18 protein-coding genes are annotated in these 16,316 nt (G+C 51.3%); 9 read left to right on the forward strand and 9 right to left on the reverse strand.

Translation table 11 applies throughout. From position 1 onward, the window contains the following. Window positions 1-252 precede the first annotated feature (252 nt). Both ACJJI1_RS09665 and ACJJI1_RS09670 read right to left on the reverse strand, forming a co-directional pair. On the reverse strand, window positions 253-606 hold the full coding sequence (locus tag ACJJI1_RS09665) for a DUF4870 family protein (RefSeq protein WP_444959205.1): 354 nt from the start codon (window positions 604-606) through the stop codon (window positions 253-255). Between the two features lie 168 nt (window positions 607-774). Beyond that, complete coding sequence (locus ACJJI1_RS09670; RefSeq protein ID WP_444959206.1) at window positions 775-2,148, reverse strand: response regulator; 1,374 nt, start codon at window positions 2,146-2,148, stop codon at window positions 775-777. Window positions 2,149-2,541: 393 nt separating this feature from the next. Between ACJJI1_RS09670 and ACJJI1_RS09675 the strand changes: the two genes are divergently transcribed. From ACJJI1_RS09675 to ACJJI1_RS09690, 4 genes are all read left to right on the forward strand, one after another. Continuing rightward, window positions 2,542-2,757, forward strand: coding sequence for a hypothetical protein (locus ACJJI1_RS09675; RefSeq protein ID WP_444959207.1), 216 nt, complete (start codon window positions 2,542-2,544; stop codon window positions 2,755-2,757). Between the two features lie 56 nt (window positions 2,758-2,813). Then, window positions 2,814-3,269 carry a hypothetical protein gene (locus ACJJI1_RS09680; protein WP_444959208.1) on the forward strand — a complete coding sequence of 152 codons (456 nt, stop codon included), beginning with the start codon at window positions 2,814-2,816 and terminating at the stop codon, window positions 3,267-3,269. Window positions 3,270-3,329: 60 nt separating this feature from the next. After that, a complete protein-coding gene (locus ACJJI1_RS09685; RefSeq protein ID WP_444959209.1) occupies window positions 3,330-3,500 on the forward strand; it encodes a DUF5615 family PIN-like protein in 171 nt (56 codons plus the stop codon). Between the two features lie 297 nt (window positions 3,501-3,797). After that, a complete protein-coding gene (locus ACJJI1_RS09690; protein ID WP_444959210.1) occupies window positions 3,798-4,241 on the forward strand; it encodes a hypothetical protein in 444 nt (147 codons plus the stop codon). Window positions 4,242-4,292: 51 nt separating this feature from the next. On the opposite strand, the gene ACJJI1_RS09695 is transcribed toward ACJJI1_RS09690, so the two are convergent. From ACJJI1_RS09695 to alaE, 4 genes are all read right to left on the reverse strand, one after another. Then, window positions 4,293-5,276: a PKD domain-containing protein gene (locus ACJJI1_RS09695; RefSeq protein WP_444959211.1), complete on the reverse strand. Its 984-nt coding sequence runs from the start codon at window positions 5,274-5,276 to the stop codon at window positions 4,293-4,295. A 452-nt stretch (window positions 5,277-5,728) separates the two neighbouring features. Continuing rightward, on the reverse strand, window positions 5,729-6,541 hold the full coding sequence (locus ACJJI1_RS09700) for a hypothetical protein (RefSeq protein WP_444959212.1): 813 nt from the start codon (window positions 6,539-6,541) through the stop codon (window positions 5,729-5,731). Window positions 6,542-7,003: 462 nt separating this feature from the next. Continuing rightward, on the reverse strand, window positions 7,004-7,705 hold the full coding sequence (locus ACJJI1_RS09705) for an aspartate/glutamate racemase family protein (protein WP_413664184.1): 702 nt from the start codon (window positions 7,703-7,705) through the stop codon (window positions 7,004-7,006). Window positions 7,706-7,745: 40 nt separating this feature from the next. Continuing rightward, window positions 7,746-8,243 carry an L-alanine exporter AlaE gene (gene alaE, locus ACJJI1_RS09710; RefSeq protein WP_413664185.1) on the reverse strand — a complete coding sequence of 166 codons (498 nt, stop codon included), beginning with the start codon at window positions 8,241-8,243 and terminating at the stop codon, window positions 7,746-7,748. A gap of 242 nt (window positions 8,244-8,485) precedes the next feature. Between alaE and ACJJI1_RS09715 the strand changes: the two genes are divergently transcribed. Both ACJJI1_RS09715 and ACJJI1_RS09720 read left to right on the forward strand, forming a co-directional pair. Further along, window positions 8,486-9,031: a PadR family transcriptional regulator gene (locus ACJJI1_RS09715; protein WP_413664186.1), complete on the forward strand. Its 546-nt coding sequence runs from the start codon at window positions 8,486-8,488 to the stop codon at window positions 9,029-9,031. A 96-nt stretch (window positions 9,032-9,127) separates the two neighbouring features. Beyond that, the gene (locus ACJJI1_RS09720; RefSeq protein ID WP_413664187.1) at window positions 9,128-9,616 is read left to right on the forward strand and encodes a DUF1203 domain-containing protein; all 489 of its coding nucleotides are present in this window, start codon (window positions 9,128-9,130) and stop codon (window positions 9,614-9,616) included. A gap of 135 nt (window positions 9,617-9,751) precedes the next feature. Here the strand turns inward: ACJJI1_RS09720 and ACJJI1_RS09725 are convergent, their stop codons facing one another. Together ACJJI1_RS09725 and ACJJI1_RS09730 are read right to left on the reverse strand one after the other, a co-directional pair. Continuing rightward, window positions 9,752-10,897, reverse strand: coding sequence for a beta-ketoacyl-ACP synthase III (locus ACJJI1_RS09725; protein WP_413664188.1), 1,146 nt, complete (start codon window positions 10,895-10,897; stop codon window positions 9,752-9,754). 159 nt (window positions 10,898-11,056) lie between these two features. Beyond that, window positions 11,057-11,749 carry a ComFC family protein gene (locus ACJJI1_RS09730; protein WP_444959213.1) on the reverse strand — a complete coding sequence of 231 codons (693 nt, stop codon included), beginning with the start codon at window positions 11,747-11,749 and terminating at the stop codon, window positions 11,057-11,059. Window positions 11,750-11,929: 180 nt separating this feature from the next. On the opposite strand from ACJJI1_RS09730, the gene bioB reads away from it, so the two are divergent. From bioB to bioC, 3 genes are read left to right on the forward strand one after another with little or no spacing between them, the layout of a single operon-like run. Continuing rightward, on the forward strand, window positions 11,930-12,979 hold the full coding sequence (gene bioB, locus ACJJI1_RS09735; RefSeq protein ID WP_413665834.1) for a biotin synthase BioB: 1,050 nt from the start codon (window positions 11,930-11,932) through the stop codon (window positions 12,977-12,979). Next, entirely contained in the window at window positions 12,976-14,169 is a 1,194-nt protein-coding gene (gene bioF / locus ACJJI1_RS09740; protein WP_413664190.1) for an 8-amino-7-oxononanoate synthase, read from the forward strand. The genes bioB and bioF overlap by 4 nt, the downstream gene beginning before the upstream one ends. Continuing rightward, complete coding sequence (bioC, locus tag ACJJI1_RS09745; protein WP_413664191.1) at window positions 14,166-15,710, forward strand: malonyl-ACP O-methyltransferase BioC; 1,545 nt, start codon at window positions 14,166-14,168, stop codon at window positions 15,708-15,710. Before bioF ends, bioC begins: the two co-directional genes overlap by 4 nt. Before the next feature lie 46 nt (window positions 15,711-15,756). Here the strand turns inward: bioC and ACJJI1_RS09750 are convergent, their stop codons facing one another. Further along, window positions 15,757-16,296 (reverse strand): L,D-transpeptidase family protein, encoded by a 540-nt coding sequence (locus tag ACJJI1_RS09750; protein WP_413664192.1) that lies wholly within the window; start codon window positions 16,294-16,296, stop codon window positions 15,757-15,759. Window positions 16,297-16,316: the final 20 nt, after the last annotated feature.

Here is a 16,316-nt window from a genome sequence, read left to right on the forward strand (position 1 = left end):
GTAGTCACTATACCGTTCATAAATACTGGCAACTTTTCTGCATCTTAGACCTAGATCCAAGTCGTTGAAAGTTGTGTCCATGAGACGTTAGGCAATACCTGCCCATAATTCCTACCCATTTCATCTCTTAAAACTGTCCGAAGTATTGAAGTGTGAAAGTGGATTAAATATTCGAAGCGGGGAATTTATTTAAATAACTCAGAATTTTACAAGGGCCCACAATCACTCGGGCCCCAAATTGAAGGCTTACTTTTAATAGGTCGGACGTCTGTCTACCAGCATCAGCCAGCCGCGAATAACCCGATAGATTACCCACACCCAGTTAATTGCCAGAATCAGATAGCCCAGCCCCAGTACCCAAATGGTTAGGGAGCCAACAATGGTCCACAGCAGCCAAAACCAGAAGGTGCGAATCTGCCAGCGGAAATGGGACTCGGCCAGGGTTCCGCGAACATCGCTGCGCTTAAAGTAGTTGATTAATACCCCGATAAAAAATGGTACTGCGGTAAATAAGCTGATCGCCTGGATCAGGTAAACCATGATGGCCAGGTCGCGCCCGCTTTGTTCTCGGGCTTCGTGGTTGCGTTCGGGATACTGCTCTGACATAACTTGTTCTCTCTACTATTCACTCCAATATAGTGTGGTGCAAATAGTGCATTTCAACTTAGCTGCGCTGGGATGTGTTATTTGCGCGGTGGACTGCAGACGCCTCTTCCGCCCCATTGTTTCCCAGTAAGAGTACTGTGACTCGAAATCGGGCCACAGTAGGGTGGTTTATTTTAATGCCCACTCAGTGTGAACATTGCGCTCGCGCCAGGCCTTTAGTTGGCGCACAGATTCGCGCATAAGCTGTAGCAGCTCTGTGCGCTGTTGGCGACAGTGTTCTCTTTCACTATCGATAGAGAGGTTTGCGGCCAGGGTACGTAAGCGAGAAGCTATTGTTTCGAGGCCGACCTCAATAGCTGAGTGAGCCAGTCTTTGTGCCTGCTGTTCTGCATCAAGCCAGTGGCGTCCAGTAATAGCGCTGGTTAATGACGTTATTTGTTTTGGCAGGGTGGCGGTACGCTCGCTGAGTAATTCGGCAAACGTATGGTGGTCCAATGTATCCCGCAGGCGAAATAGGGTATTGGTATTAAGGAGTCGAGTGGGCTTTGCTCCCTGGGGGCCTGCAATGCCCTGGCTTCGGCGAACAGCCCAGCTCAATAATTGCATCAGCTGTCGGTCGCCGATCGGGTGGGTCAATACCCCGGTAAAGCCTCTGGCCTGGTAGCGCTCCTTATCGCCAGAGCTGGCATTTTGTAAAAGGGCAAAAATAGGTAGTTCAGCACCTCTCTCCCTGCGGATTTCCCGCACTGCTTCAACGCCATCCATCAACGGAAGATGGGTATCTGCCAAAATAAGATCGAAGTTTTTTTGCAGTGCAGCGCTGCTCCCATCGATCCCATTGCACTCCCGCTGTACGTTATGGCCCATGGTTTCCAGGGTGGGTTGAAGGGAGTCATGCTTACTGTTTTCAACGAGTAAAACAGAGAGCCGTTTGCCGGGCGCACGATGGCTTTCAGTGGGGAGTTTTAATTCTACTGTCTCAACATTACCGCACTGATGTAAGTTCTCCAGGGATTTAAGGGCGCTGTTTAATTGTCTTTTCCCGATTTCTACCAGGGCGCGCGTATTGTTGTCTTCGCTGCGAGCTAATAAATTCAAAGTGCCGAGAAGTGTATCCAGGGGATGCTGTAAATGGTGCCGGGTTATGGTGAGGAGATCAGATTTTTCCTGGCGCAATTGTTCAAGCTCACTAAGGGCATCAGCAAGTTGTTTTTCCAGTGCGACAAATTCGCTGTTACGACTGTGTACCTGTTGGAAAAGATTGCTATTTTCCTTGCTCAAATTTTTAAGCCGAGCATTGGTATCGAGGGTTAATTGGCGTAATTTAACTTGCCTATTTATTGCAAACGCACAAATTAGCAGTACAAGTACAGCGGGTATTCCCACCCAAAAGAGCGGGACCTGACTTTTTAGTGTGGTAATAACATCGGCCTGTGCAGTACTCGATAAAAATACCGAACCCGAGACCAATAGGCCGAGGCATATGGCACGTAAGAATACGTGACGAGAGGGAATCCCCCCAGACAAAGTGGTTTTTATCATCCTTGTAACCAACGTTATTTGAATTGGACTAAATCCTGCAGTCCAAAAAGGGTTTATACGACTTGTTGTAATGAATACCCAGGCACACCGGAGATTTTTGATACTGCAATAAGCCCGCTTTTGGTACAAGAAAAATTTTCCTTCTGCTGTGGGGGGAGCAGAGGCGCTTCAGTGAACGTACCAATAGAGAAGTAGCCTGCCAGCCCCGTCTGTCCTACCCTTGGATCGGGTAGCCGGCTTTTTGACAGGGAATTAATCCACAGATTGCATCTGATTACATAGAGGGATCTAGCAGCAATTTACTAGGTTGAATGGGTAGTTTAGCGACAGTTCCTGAACAAATTACGCCGGAGCTGTCGTGAGGAGCCAGCGCTACCAACTTCAACGGATATCATGTTAGCCGGCAACTGTGACAATGAGATTCTCTGCTATCTCGATGACACCATGGGCGGTAATATTGATATCGGTATCGATGACGAAATCCTTATGTGCTCCTATGGCGAACTCTACGCCGACGCGAAAAAGAACAAGCGCAAGATAAACCAGGATCTAGTGGCCCGCGCCCCTGTGCGGGTTTTGGTGGAGCTCCACCGCAGAGATCGAAACTAAGTGGCGACATCCCTTAATCCCCTGTTATTTTTGGGGAGAACCCGAGGAGATGCGCCATGGAATATGCCCCCGGTGATATAAGATCCCGCCAAAACATAGACTGCAATATTGTAATCGATGCCCAGGCAAACCGTGCATCAAAGGCACCTGTATCGCTGTGGACGATATTCTCGATATGGTTGCGAATGGCATGTCCATTGAAGAGATTGCTGATGATTTCCCTCACCTTAACCACGCCCAAATCTTGGCCGCGCAAACCCAATTCGCCACTAGCCTTTTGGGGAGGCGAGGCCCCTTCGTTGGCTGCAAACTATTTGATGCGCGATTTTTCGGAGCCCCTTGCGACAGCCTCTGTAGCTGCACGCTATCAGACTTTTGATTTTCAACTGCACTCATATTCAGGCAAAAGTATTCTTTGCATGGAAGATAATGCCACTCTTGACCTTTCGGTAGATACTAACAATAAGGATTCAGATAAAAGTGCTTCTCCTGGACGAGAACCTCTCCCATAAGCTTGCCTCCAGATTAGGAGAAATTATCCCGGAATAGTCACAGCAAAAGATGCCGAATTGTTGGGAAGGAAAGATCCGGGTGTGTGGAGATATGCCCACCAAGATAATCTCACTATCACCACCATGGACGGTGTGGATATGAAGGCCATGCAGTTAAGGCATGGCCATCCGCCAAAAATTATTATTTTGACCCTGGGAAACAGTCGCGTGGCACACATTAGGAGCTACTGAGGAGAGAGCATCCTGCCATTACAAAGTTTATGGATACGGAAACAAAAGGCTACCCAGACCTCTAGCCCCAGTGGCTACCCGCCCAAGAGCGGTTTATAAATCCAGCCCAGTTAAGAAGACCCCGCCTTATGCGGGGTTTTTCATTTCCGAAACTTTGCGAACAAGAATTTTCGAAAATAGAAATTTTGCGTACCTCTCCCTCCCCCGCTAGCGCATTAATCCAAATCTCGATACGCTGGCATTACCGGCCAAATTAGTGCCGGATCAATTATAAACTGACAGAAAAGGGATCTTGTCATGGTTGGGAAAGTCTTTGCAGGGTTGATTGGGGGGCTGTTCGTTGCCTTTCTGGGTTATTTTCAATACGGGATTATGGCCATCGATGTGACCGCCCAGAGCGAACCCAGTCTGGTGCCGTTCTTCGTGGCCTGGGCGCTGGCGATGCTGATAGCCTGCACCGCCAAACGCACGGGCAAAGCCTGGCGCCGTCTGCTGCTGATAAGCGCCATCTTGTGTTTCTTGCTGCCAATCTCGGGACTGATATTTACCGGCAATGCCGTGGTTGATACCGCCAACAGTGCCGAAGCAGCCGGTGCGGCCATTGGTGGCGGGCTGGTAAGCGGCTTTATGGGCTTCGTTGGCTTCTTCTTGGGAATTGTTTTCCTAATTATCGGCCTACTCACTGGGCGGGATAAACAGGTGATTGTGGTGCGTGAGGGTGAGGCTATTCCAGAGGCATAAATGGTGCCGCACGTTTGAAGTGGCTACCGCGGTAGCCACCTTACGTAAAGGTTAGGGAAGATCGCCACCACCGCCGCCACATTGGGCCACATTAAATCCAGTTTGGATCCAACCGCTATCAGCCCCATAGGCCGGGTCCGATGCCTTAGCTCTTATCTGTGCATAATCCCCGCCCCAAAATTGAGCTCTAACGGAAGAATTAGATCCTGTATAGATATTTGTCCAATTGTTTCCGACTTTTTTCTGAACCACAAAGCTAGTACCTGTGCGCCGCCAAGTAAGACGCATATATCTAAAGGAGCCACTACAAGAAGAAGGCTCAACATCAATCACCGGCGGGCGGGCTGGGCCTCGGACCCAGATTCGATCCACAAAGTCAGTTATGGAGTCATACTTACCATCATTAGAAGTAACACGCACATCATATTCACCTGCGTCCTTAAAAGAATGCACGGGGTTCTGGTTGGATGATGTGGTTCCATCACCAAAGTCCCATTTATACGTCAGAGAATCATTCGTTGCATATTGAGTATCAATCGTACCCGTTGCGTAAAATGGTATCGGATCATGAACAACCTCTGATCCATCACTGGTTGTATTGCCATTTACCGTCGGCCTGTCTTGAACGACAAAAACCCTATTAGTGCAATATCCACTAGACTTCACTACAGCGGCGTGATGACCACGTGCTCTCGGAGTCATCCCCTGAGTGTCATCCCCCTGCATATCCATTTTATCTCTATGAGTCGAAACAACCGTGCCAGGATTTATCCCTTGGAGAAGCTCCCACTCGGTAGTATGCCCCCAAGCTTGAATTCCATCTGTATCTTTAGCTTTCCAATAATGTTTTACATCTTTTAAAGCAGGAGAGCTAGTCGACGGTCCTAGCTTTATATACAGTTGTTTAGCATCAGATTTCCACCCTTCACATCCGATCACATCAGCAGACCATGCACTACTGGAAAACATTATCCCTAAAGAAATTGCACTTAAAGCTAAACAATTACTTAAATACTTCTTTCGTACCAACTTCATACATATTCCCTTATTTTTTAAAGCTTTGATAATCCAAACAGCTAGAAAAAAATACTATAAACTATATTTATTTACACTATTTATTCTATTTTTTTAGCTATATCCTATTGCGGTAATAGTCAAAGGTCTTGTGCGCATCTGAAAATCTAGTCACTACCAGCTTTGCGTAAGATTTCTTCTGCACTATTTGGTTAACCTATAACATCTTTTTATCTATTAATTACAGAATAATATTCCATCAATATATATGTAGCGCGATAAAATTGCGCCTTTTAACTAGGCTGCGGGGAGATGACAGGAATAGCAATGAGACAATTAAGTATGAACACTTTGGGCTTACTTAAGGCCGGAGATTTTTTATTTAAAAAGATTGCCAAGAAGTGGCTACTGAGGTAGCCACCTATTAGCCCCATGAGACGGGGATATCGATATCGGATTAACTTTTAATCCAATTAGGGCTCAAAATCACATGGAGATCTTGGGCAAGAGGTGCCACCACCGCCGCCACCAGTGCCGCCACCAGTGCCGCCACCAGTACCACCGCCAGTACTGCCACCCAGGATGGTCATGTACTTCCAGCTGCTGTAGTACTGTCCATCAAAACTTCTCGCTCGATATTGAACATCACATCTGGTGGAGTAACTGTAGCTATCACGATCACTAAAGCCCGCATTCTCCCAGGTTGCAGTTTCTTCTACCACATCACAGAAGTTTCCAGTCCAACGCGCAATGTCTTTTACCTGAACTTGATATTTAATAGGCACGCCAGCAACCGCATTCACTGAATAGCTTTTATCCATTGTCCCTAGCAAATCTACGAAACCAGAATGATACCCACCACTAGTATTGGTATCACTTTTAGCCATCGTTAACGTGGGCGCACTTTGTACCCGGATATCATTACAGTAGTTCACATAATCATTAAAGTCACCAGCAATTACCTTGGTGCCAATATGAACATAATGTCGGCCCCTGGTATTAAACTTTATCCCCTTCTTCGCTCTCCATTTAAAATCTTGGTAATTATAAGAATCGGTACCGGTATACCCTTCAGAATTGGTAAATGTAGCAACTTCGCCATCGTAACTGATGAGCTTGCCTCCATCCCTATAGTAGGTATTAGTTACACCAACTAAGGCATATTCTGGCCCCTTTGGGATCCCACCTATATCTATAAACCCAGAGCCCGAACAGGTTGCGGCAAATACACTAGAAGAAAAAATAGAGGCTACAGATAAAAGCCCTATACCTAAAATCTTATTCATTATTAATCCATTAATAACCCTAAAACGAGGAAGAATAATGTCATGGGATTAGAAAAATACAAGCCGATTTTATTTGTTATAAGTACCAATTATTGCTTATTTTATTTATGTGAATAGCTTCCTTGTGAAGCGTTTTTTTATACCTTATTTATCCGCCCCCAATAACTCCGCCAGCTGCCGCTGCGCTAATACCACCGCTTTTCAGCTGAATTTCATAGAGGTCTTTTACAAACTCCCTGGTCTTTCCCCTACCGCCGCCTGGCTCTGTAGGTCCAGGGCCCGCAGTCGCCACAGTAAACGCTGCAGGGGGCACGCTACCTTGGCCCCGGAGCTAAGTTAAGTGGGTTGTACCCCATACACCAGCAGGTTGGACACGCCAGAGTGCGCTACGCTGTACCGGCACATTCCGGCCCGCACTACTACGCACCAGATCGAAGCACAGCAAGCCGCGCTATATAGTATTCAGGCAGCCTGGGGGATGCGCTCTTGTAGCAATTGCAACATACGCTCTGAGGGAAGGAAAAGGCGAATGCCATCGCAGTGTGCGAGCAGTTCCCGATAAAAATAATCGAAATGGGTGCAGCCCAAAATCAGGATCTGTACGCCGCTTTTCACCAATGCCGCGACCAAGTCATCAAGGGCATGTTGGCGAACAATCATTTCTGCGGCGAGGCCGTCCTCGATATCTTCCACAATTTGCAAGTTGCCAATACCGATGACTTTGGCGGTTGTATTGCGCTCGAGTATTTCCCGCTCGATATTGGCGCAGCTCTGGCAGTTGGCGGCCAGCAGTCCAAAGTTGCGATAGCGCTGGGTAAGCTCAGCGTAGACCTCTAGAGGGGATACCACCTCAATGGGGGAGGAAGCTTTTACCGCCGCCATATCCACAGCACCGGAAAGTGAGTTGCAATAGATCATGGCCGCTTCTGCACCGGCCTGGTACAGCTGCTCTATGGCTTCGATCAATTGTTGGGTAAGGGCGTCGCGCTCCAGCGCCTGCAATTGAGTCTGGGCCTGGGGAGAGGAAGATAGGGACAGGCCCACGCCACGAAGTTGGCGCGCGGCGAGGAAGTCCAACCCGAAGCGGGTATCTGTGGGGGTGCCGGCGACCACGCCAACGGTCATGGAACTGTTTTCAATGGCGTTATCGGTCAACACAGTCATGTTCCTCTCTCGTAATGCCTAATCGAGTATCGGTGCCCCCTCAGGCAGCGCGTTTGCTCCACAGGGGGACAAGCGTATTAATCCACACTCGGCGCACCCAGTCGAGATAAATTCCGTAGGGGCGGCCAAGAGCTCCCGCGATGAGCATAAAAGTAATACTGGCGGTGGCAATTTCGTCCCAGCTGGCCCCACCGAGGCGCATATTGGCCATATATAGCGGGAACTGGAAGCTGAGGAATACAAAGGTGTCTACCAGATAGGCATTGATAAAGCCGCCACCCCCAAAACGGTTCACAATCCAGTTGCGATACATACTGAATGGACGGGCGATAAGGGTATTGAATACCAGGGCCATCAGGCGAACTTTCAGGTGTTCGTTCCAACTCATACCCGCCAGAACCAGCTCGATGGGGATCGCTACAGCCCAAGAGAAGCTATTCATGGCGAAGATGTCCAGCATAAAGTCCCAGCGGCGCGCACCAGAAGCCTTTTCATCTGGGGCATCTGGACTGGATGGGGATAGTGCGGGCGCGGACATTGGGCAAACAACCTCGTAGACAGTGGCCGCCTAAACGACTTTGGCGACAAGCCGGCGATTATATCTCCAATTTGCATAAAAGCTAGCCTTACATCTCGACTGTTAGTTTCTGTCGATACATTTGTCCTATTTTTTAATGTTTTATTAATCTAATTATCTTGCTATGAAAACCCGGCAGCTGGTCATAAATGGCTGGCTCCGGTTAATATGCAACTCTTTGCATAAGATGAGTTGGAGTTTTCATGTCTCTGCGCTTTGCCGTTCTCACCTTGCTGGATATTGAGCCCGGCAGTGGATATGACCTTAAGCGGCGCTTTGAGCGCAGCGTCTCCCACTTCTGGAGTGCCAGCCATCAGCAGATGTATCGCGAGCTGCACAAGTTACATGAGGAGGGCCTGCTGGACTGTGAGGAGCAAGCCCAAGAAGGCAAGCCGGACAAGAAGGTCTATAGCCTCACGGATCTAGGTCGCGCCGAGCTGCGTGACTGGGTCACTCAGCCCAGTGCGCCGCAGAAGATTCGCGAGCCTTTCCTGGTGCGTATGTTCGCCGGCCACAACCTGAGCAAGGATGAAATGCGAGATGCTCTGGAGGCCCAACTGCGCCAACATCGCAGCTCTCTGGAAAGTTACCAGGAGCAAAATGAGCGGGTATTAAAGAGTGATACAGCGCTCCAGGAGCGCTACTGGTTGGCACATCAAACCCTGCTTTTGGGTATTGAGGCGGAAAAGACCTGGATCAGTTGGGCGGAAGGTCTGCTGAGTGAGCTTGAAGAGTCCGTAAAAAAATAACCGCTACTCGCTTGGAATGACGCGCCCGAATCTGGCCAGCGATGCTGTTTGGTGTTCAGTAACCTCGCTCTTTTAGCAAGTGGGGTGACCTTAGCCATGACTTTTACCGTAACACCTATCCGCGAAGATTTTTTAGAAAAGGTTCGTCAAGCAGGTCTAGATGATCTAGGGCAGCCGGTACGGCAGCTGAGCGCCCAGGGCGGTGAGCCATGTCGTGATGTGCGACGGCGCGCACGGCCGGGGGAGAAAATCCTCTTGGCGAGCTACTGCCCTTTCTCTTTTGCCGGTCCTTACCGGGAATACGGGCCTGTATTTGTACTGGCGCAGCCGCAGCCGGAACAAGACTTCAGAGCACAGAATAGCTTCCCCCCGCTAAATAATAATGCGGAAGATTATTTCAAGAGTGGTGTGCCACTAGTGCTTCGCGCCTATAGCGCTGAAGAGCACATCGTGTCTGCGAAATTGGTGGGCCCTGAACAAATAAAAACAGAAGTGAGTGAATATTTTATGCAGGATGAGATTGATTTCGCTCTGCTGCGCTTCGCTGCTTATGGTTGCTATGCGCTGCGGCTGGATCGCGCATAGTTTTAATAGATATTTGTGAAGGCCAGGTCGCCGGTTAATAAAATCCTGGTGTCAGTGGTAGTGAGAACCACCGGTCTTTTTGGTGGTTGTTTCGGAGTTCAGTATTTATTCCCGAACTCCGAAAATATTTCAAAATTAAATGGAGATTTTTTCCAATACCAAGCTGCCAATGGAATAGCCCGCGCCAAAGGAACAGATAATTCCCCGGTCACCGACCTGCAAGTCATCGCTGTGTAAATTAAACGCGATAACTGAGCCGGCACTTGCCGTGTTGGCGTAGCGGTCCAGAACGATGGGCGCGCGCTCAACGCTTGCATTGTCACCCATTAGCTTCTTGGCGATCAGGTTGTTCATATTGATATTGGCCTGATGGAGCCAGTAGCGGCGCACGCTGTGAGGATCGGTGTCCGTCTCTTGCAGGTGGGCTTCAATATGAGACGCCGCCATGGGGCAAACTTCTTTAAATACCTTTCGGCCATTCTGGCGGAACAACTTACCGGGACCAAATGGGTCCACATCGGCGGCGCGAGCGGTGTAGCCAAAGTTCGAACGGATATTGTTGGAGAAAACGGTTTTCGCTTTGGTGCCGAGAATTTCCCAGGCGCTTTCGACAGTACAGGTTTCTCTGCGCTCGATAATGCTGGCTACGGCTACATCGCCAAAGATAAAGTGGCTGTCTCGGTCGGTGTAATCCACTTGTGGTGAGGCCAGCTCAGCATTGATGACCAGTACAGTTTTGGCTGAGCCTGAGCAGATCGCATCCACCGCACGCTGAAGTGAGAAGGTGGCTGAGGAGCAAGCCACTTCCATATCAAAGGCAAAACCATCGATACCCAGTGCACCTTGGATTTCAATAGCAATAGCGGGGTAGGCGCGCTGCATATAGGAGGCACCGACAATGACCAAATCAATGTCAGACGCCTGCTTGCCGGCTTTCTCCAGAGCTAGTCTGGCGGCCTTTAAGCCCATTTCGGCTTGTACACTCAGCTCGTCATCTGCGCGCTCGGGAATAAGGGGGCGCATGCGCTTCGGATCAAGGATGCCATCGCGGGTCACCACATAGCGGCTCTTGATGCCTGAGGCCTTCTCGATAAATTCTGCAGAAGAGAAAGGTTTTGCTGCGCGCTCACCGGCCTCAATCTCTTGAGCATGCTCAAGATTGTACTGCTCGGCATGGGTGTTATAGGCATCTACCAACTCTTCATTGCTAATAGATTCCGGTGGGGTCCACAGGCCTGTGCCGCTGATGACAATGCCCCGTGGCAACTTGTATTCACTCATCGCTGAATTCCTGGCCCGCGACAACAGAAATGCGGGCAATTTAGTCGCTGTTAGAACCTTAGCAGTGCTGGCAGATGAGGGACTGAGGCGCCAGAACGGCAAGGTAAGCTATTGTGACGTTGGGGTGACTATGGGTCTATTTGTAGTCGCGCCGAACAGTCATGGCGTTCTGGCCAAAACGAAGGCGCTGACCTGTTTTGCCCCGGCTGTGAGTAGCTGGCGAGTGATGATTTCAAGGGTCGCTCCCGTGGTTACAACATCGTCTACCAGGCCGATATGGGCACCCGATATTTCTCCGCGCACGGCAAAGCTACCAGACAGGTTTTTCAGCCGTTGGTTGCGGCTGAGTTGAGACTGGGTTTTGGTGGAAGTTGTTTTGCGCAGTAGTTGCAGATCTACTGGCAGGCACCAGTTTTGCCCCAGCCCACTGGCAATAAGTTGAGCCTGGTTGTAACCGCGTTGCCAATAGCGACGCCAGTGCAGAGGAACCGGGGTAAGTATGTCAGGCATATCCTCTGGAAGCCCCAATTGGCGGGCCGCTAGCTGTATAAGGCTGTGTCCGGCGGCCAGGTCCCGGTGGTATTTGAAATGTTGGATTAGGTGGTTGATTGGGTAAGCGTATTGCCAGGCAGCACTGATCTTCTTTAAGGCGGGTGGCCTCTGTAAACAGGCCGCGCAAATATTATCTTTTGCCGCCGCCAAGGGTAGGGCGCAGTAGCGGCAACCACGGCCTAGCGCCGGTAGTTCCTGAGTGCAGGCAGAACAGATTCCAACCTCTCCCGATGCTCCGCCGCACAGCAGGCAGCGGGCCAGACTTTGGGCAAGTTTTCTACTGAAAAGCTTGTAAACCATATCGTCTCTTCCGAGTTGACAGCGGTTTGGCCGTGGCTAAACTGGCCAGTCTGGTGGATTGAACGGCAGACGCTGAATTAGAGCCCGCTGATCGATTCCACTAGAGCCTGCTAACAGGCTGTGAGTATCCGATTTTAATAAGCAACAGAGAGAGTACGCCCTGTGACTGCCGCCCAGCAAATGCCCGCCGCAGAGATCCGCCACGACTGGACCCGCCAGCAGGTACTGGACCTCTTCGCCATGCCGTTTAGCGACTTGATGTTTACCGCGCAGCAAGTGCACAGAGCTTATTTTGACGCCAATCGGGTACAGGTCAGTACCCTTTGCTCTATCAAGACCGGTGCTTGCCCTGAGGACTGTGCCTACTGTCCCCAAAGTGCCCGCTATGACACCGGGCTGGAGCGGGAAAAACTGATGAAGGTTGAAAAGGTGTTGCAGGAGGCAAGGGCAGCTAAGGCCGGCGGTGCTACCCGCTTCTGCATGGGGGCCGCCTGGCGCTCCCCCAAGAAAAAAGACATGCCTTACGTGACCCAGATGGTACGTGAAGTAAAGGCGTTGGGTATGGAAACCTGTATGACCCTGGGCATGTTAAATGATGATCAGGCCCAGGAGTTGGCGGATGCAGGCCTCGATTACTACAACCACAATTTGGATACTTCGCCGGAATATTACGGTGAGATTATTACCACTCGCACTTACCAGGATCGCCTGGAAACCTTGGGGCGAGTGCGCTCAGCGGGAATGAAGGTCTGTGCTGGTGGCATTGTGGGAATGGGTGAAGGCGATAAAGATCGCGCCGGGTTATTGATGCAATTGGCGAACCTGCCGGAGCACCCCGAATCAGTGCCCATCAATATGCTGGTAAAAGTCGCAGGTACCCCGCTGGAAGAACAAAAGGACCTGGACCCCTTCGAATTTATTCGCTGCATTGCTGTGGCCCGTATCATGATGCCGAAATCCCATGTGCGCCTATCCGCCGGTCGCGAGCAGATGAGCGATGAGATGCAGGCAATGGCCTTCCTCGCCGGCGCCAACTCTATTTTCTACGGTGAAAAACTGCTGACGACTGCGAATCCGGAAGCTAACGAAGATATGCAGTTGTTCAGTCGCCTGGGTATTAAGCCAGAAGAGTATCAGCAGTACGCCGATGAGGCTGAGGTGGAAGCGGAATTGAACGCGCAGATCACCGAACAGCAAAATGATGCCTTCTTCTACGACGCGGCCAAATGACCCTGAATGAAGTCCTGCAACAGCGCCTCGCCGAGCGCCGCCAGCAGAATCTGTACCGGGAACTAAAAACCCTCGATCGCGCACCCGGGCCGCGAGCCCGGGTCGATGGGCGGGAGCTACTGGTATTTAGCAGTAACGACTACCTGGGGCTTGCCAGCCGCGAGGAAGTCATCGCAGCACAGAAGGCGGGAGCAGAGTGTGGTGCAGGCGCCACAGCCTCTCACCTGGTTAATGGTCACCTGGATATTCATCACCGCTTGCAGCAGTGCATCGCCGAAGTAAGTGGGCGAGAAGCGGCGCTGATATTCTCGAGTGGCTACATGGCGAATATCGGCACTATTTGTGCCCTGTTGGGGCGAGCCGACAATATTGTTTCGGACAGGCTTAATCATGCCTCACTGATTGACGGTGCCCGCTTGAGTGGCGCCAACAGTCTGCGCTTTGCCCATAACGATCTCGCTGGCCTTGAACGCCAATTGCAGCGCGCTACTAGCCGGGGTGGCGCTACTTTAGTAGCGGTGGATGGCGTTTACAGCATGGATGGTGATTTGGCCCCTCTGGCTGAGATTGCCACTCTGTGTAAGCAATACAACGCCTGGTTAATGGTTGATGAGGCCCACGGCTTTGGCGTAATGGGTAGTGAAGCATACCCGCTGGCGGGCAGCTGTGCCCTGGCGGGGCTGACCCAGGAACAAGCCCCGGTTGTGATGGGTACCTTGGGTAAAGCGGTTGGCAATGCCGGTGCCTTTATTGCGGGCTCCCGGGCACTGATAGATTTCCTCACCCAGTTTGCGCGGCCCTATATCTATACCACCGGAATGACGCCAGCAGTGGCTGCCGGTGCCTTGGCTGCTATCGAATTGATTCGCGATGAGCCTCAGTTACAAGGGCGCTTGCGGGTAAATATCGCTTATTTCCGCCGCAGGGCACTACAGCTCGGCTTACCTCTACAGGCGTCGGCCAGTGCGATACAGCCGCTGGTGTTGGGCTGTGAAAACACCGTGATGGCGGTTGCCAGAGAATTGCAGGAGCGTGGATTCCTGGTGGGTGCCATTCGCCCGCCTACAGTGCCGCTGGGCACTGCACGCTTGCGCATTACCCTGAGCGCGGCTCATCTGGCCGAGGATATCGATGAGCTACTAGGCGCACTGCAGCAGATTTTGCAGGGCGCAGGGGTACTGGATAAGTGACACGGGTTGAACACTTGGTTTTCCTGCACGGGTGGGGCGGGAGTGCAGACCTTTGGCAGCCGCTTATAGAATCCCTGGCGCGTCGTACAGAAGTGCAACTCCACTGTATTGAGTTACCTGGATTTGCTACACAAGGTGCTGAAGACTGGCCCCCACTAGAAGCTTTGCTGCAGAAGCTTTACCAGGAACTTCCCCCTAGCTGTATCCTGGTTGGCCACTCCCTCGGCGGTATGCTGGCCGTTCGCCTGGCTTCTATAGCGAAGCAGGACAAAGTTCTGGGTTTAGTGACCATAGCTGCCAATGCCTGCTTTGTGGAACGAGACGGCTGGCCAGGCATGGCCGAGAGCACTTTCAAGGCATTTTTCGATGCTTTTACATCATCTCCGGAGAGTACCTGGGAGCGTTTTTGCTCACTACAGGCGCGGGGTGATAGCTCCATGCGCTCTTTGCTTAAAGACCTAAAGGCACAAAAACCACAAATAAATAGTGATGCCTGGCGGGGAGCATTGTGCTGCTTGGCAGAGCTGGATAATCGCCAATACTTGGAACATCTGTCCGTGCCGGCACTGCACCTGTTTGGTGACAGGGATGCCCTGGTTCCCATTGAAGCTGCTCGGTCCATTGAGGCGTGTGGGGGCACCGTCAAAGTCATACCCGAGACGGGCCATTTACCCCATTGCACCAAAGCTGACATCGTCGCTGAATATCTATTCGAGCTTCTCGAGTCTATTGGAAATCCCCCGGCTGAGCCGTTTGATAAGGCTGCGGTAGCTCGCTCTTTTACCCGGGCAGCACAGGGCTACGATGATTGCGCCCATCTGCAGCGGGCAGTCTGCCGGCAACTGTTGGCCCAAGCCGATGACAGCTGGGCACCCCGTACGATCCTCGATTTGGGCAGTGGCACCGGATTCGGTACTGAACTGTTACGACGGCATTTTCCTAAGGCGCAAATTATTGCCCTGGATCTGGCGGAGGGGATGCTGAAATTTGCCCGGACGCAAAGACCAGAAGCTGATGGTTACGTTGCGGCCGATGCCGAACAGTTACCCCTGGCGGCGGGTAGTATTGATTTGGTGTTTTCAAGTATGGCGCTGCAATGGTGCTACCGCCTGCCGCAATTGTTTGCTGAGTTGCAGCGAATACTGGCCCCTGAAGGGCGGTGCTTGGTTGCCACCCTTGGCCCTAAAACCCTGGTGGAATTGAAACAGAGTTGGGCTCAAGTGGATGGGGGTGTACATGTCAATCAGTTCCTGCCCGCCGAGCAATGGCGTGAAGCGGCACTGCACAGTGACCTCAGCGGATTGGTTACGGATGAATTGCGCCTACTGCACTTTGATAGCCTGCGGCAGTTGATGCGGGAGCTTAAGGAAGTGGGTGCACACAATATTAACCGGGCGGCGGATAAAGGTATGACAGGTCGTCGCAAACTGCAGCACTTGTCCGTAGCCTATGAAAATAAGCGGGAAGAGCGAGGATTGCCGGTAACTTACGAGGTGATCTATATGAATCTCACCGCTTGCAGGGCAAAAAAATCCGGCTGACCTGCGCCTATCGCAACGCAGGGAGCCGGGTGCAAGATTGAAGAGATCAGGGGTAGATGTCGATAGGGATTGGCGTCTTCACCAGAGCCCAGATTTCGTCCATTTCACGGTTGGAGGCCACCGCGATGCAACCATCGGTCCAGTTGGTGCGGCGCAGATGTCTTTCCATATAGGACCACTGGGGCTTGATACCGTGGATCATAATGTCACCGCCGGGACTGACCCCCATTTTGGCTGCCCGTGCACGGTCCTGCTTGTTGGGATAGGACACGTGGATTGAACGGTAAAAGCGGCTGTTGGGATTCTTCCAGTCCAGTGTGTAGCGGCCTTCAGGGGTTCGCTCGTCCCCCTGGCGAACCTTGTGTCCCCTAGGGTTATCGCCAAAAGACACGGTATAGCTTTTCACGACACGGCCGTCCCGTATCAGCTGCATGAGTTTCTTGGATTTATAAACCACGACGTGGTCAACGGGATCAACTTTCGCTGAAGCAAAGATTGGCACCAGCAGGAGCAGGGCAAAGGTCAGGTATCGCATGGTCTTTAAGCAGTTCGGGTAGTTGTCGGTTATTTCGCAATGACACCGCATCCCTGCTGTCTGTCCCCTTT

This window comes from Microbulbifer maximicatervae (SeqCode), assembly GCF_052467065.1.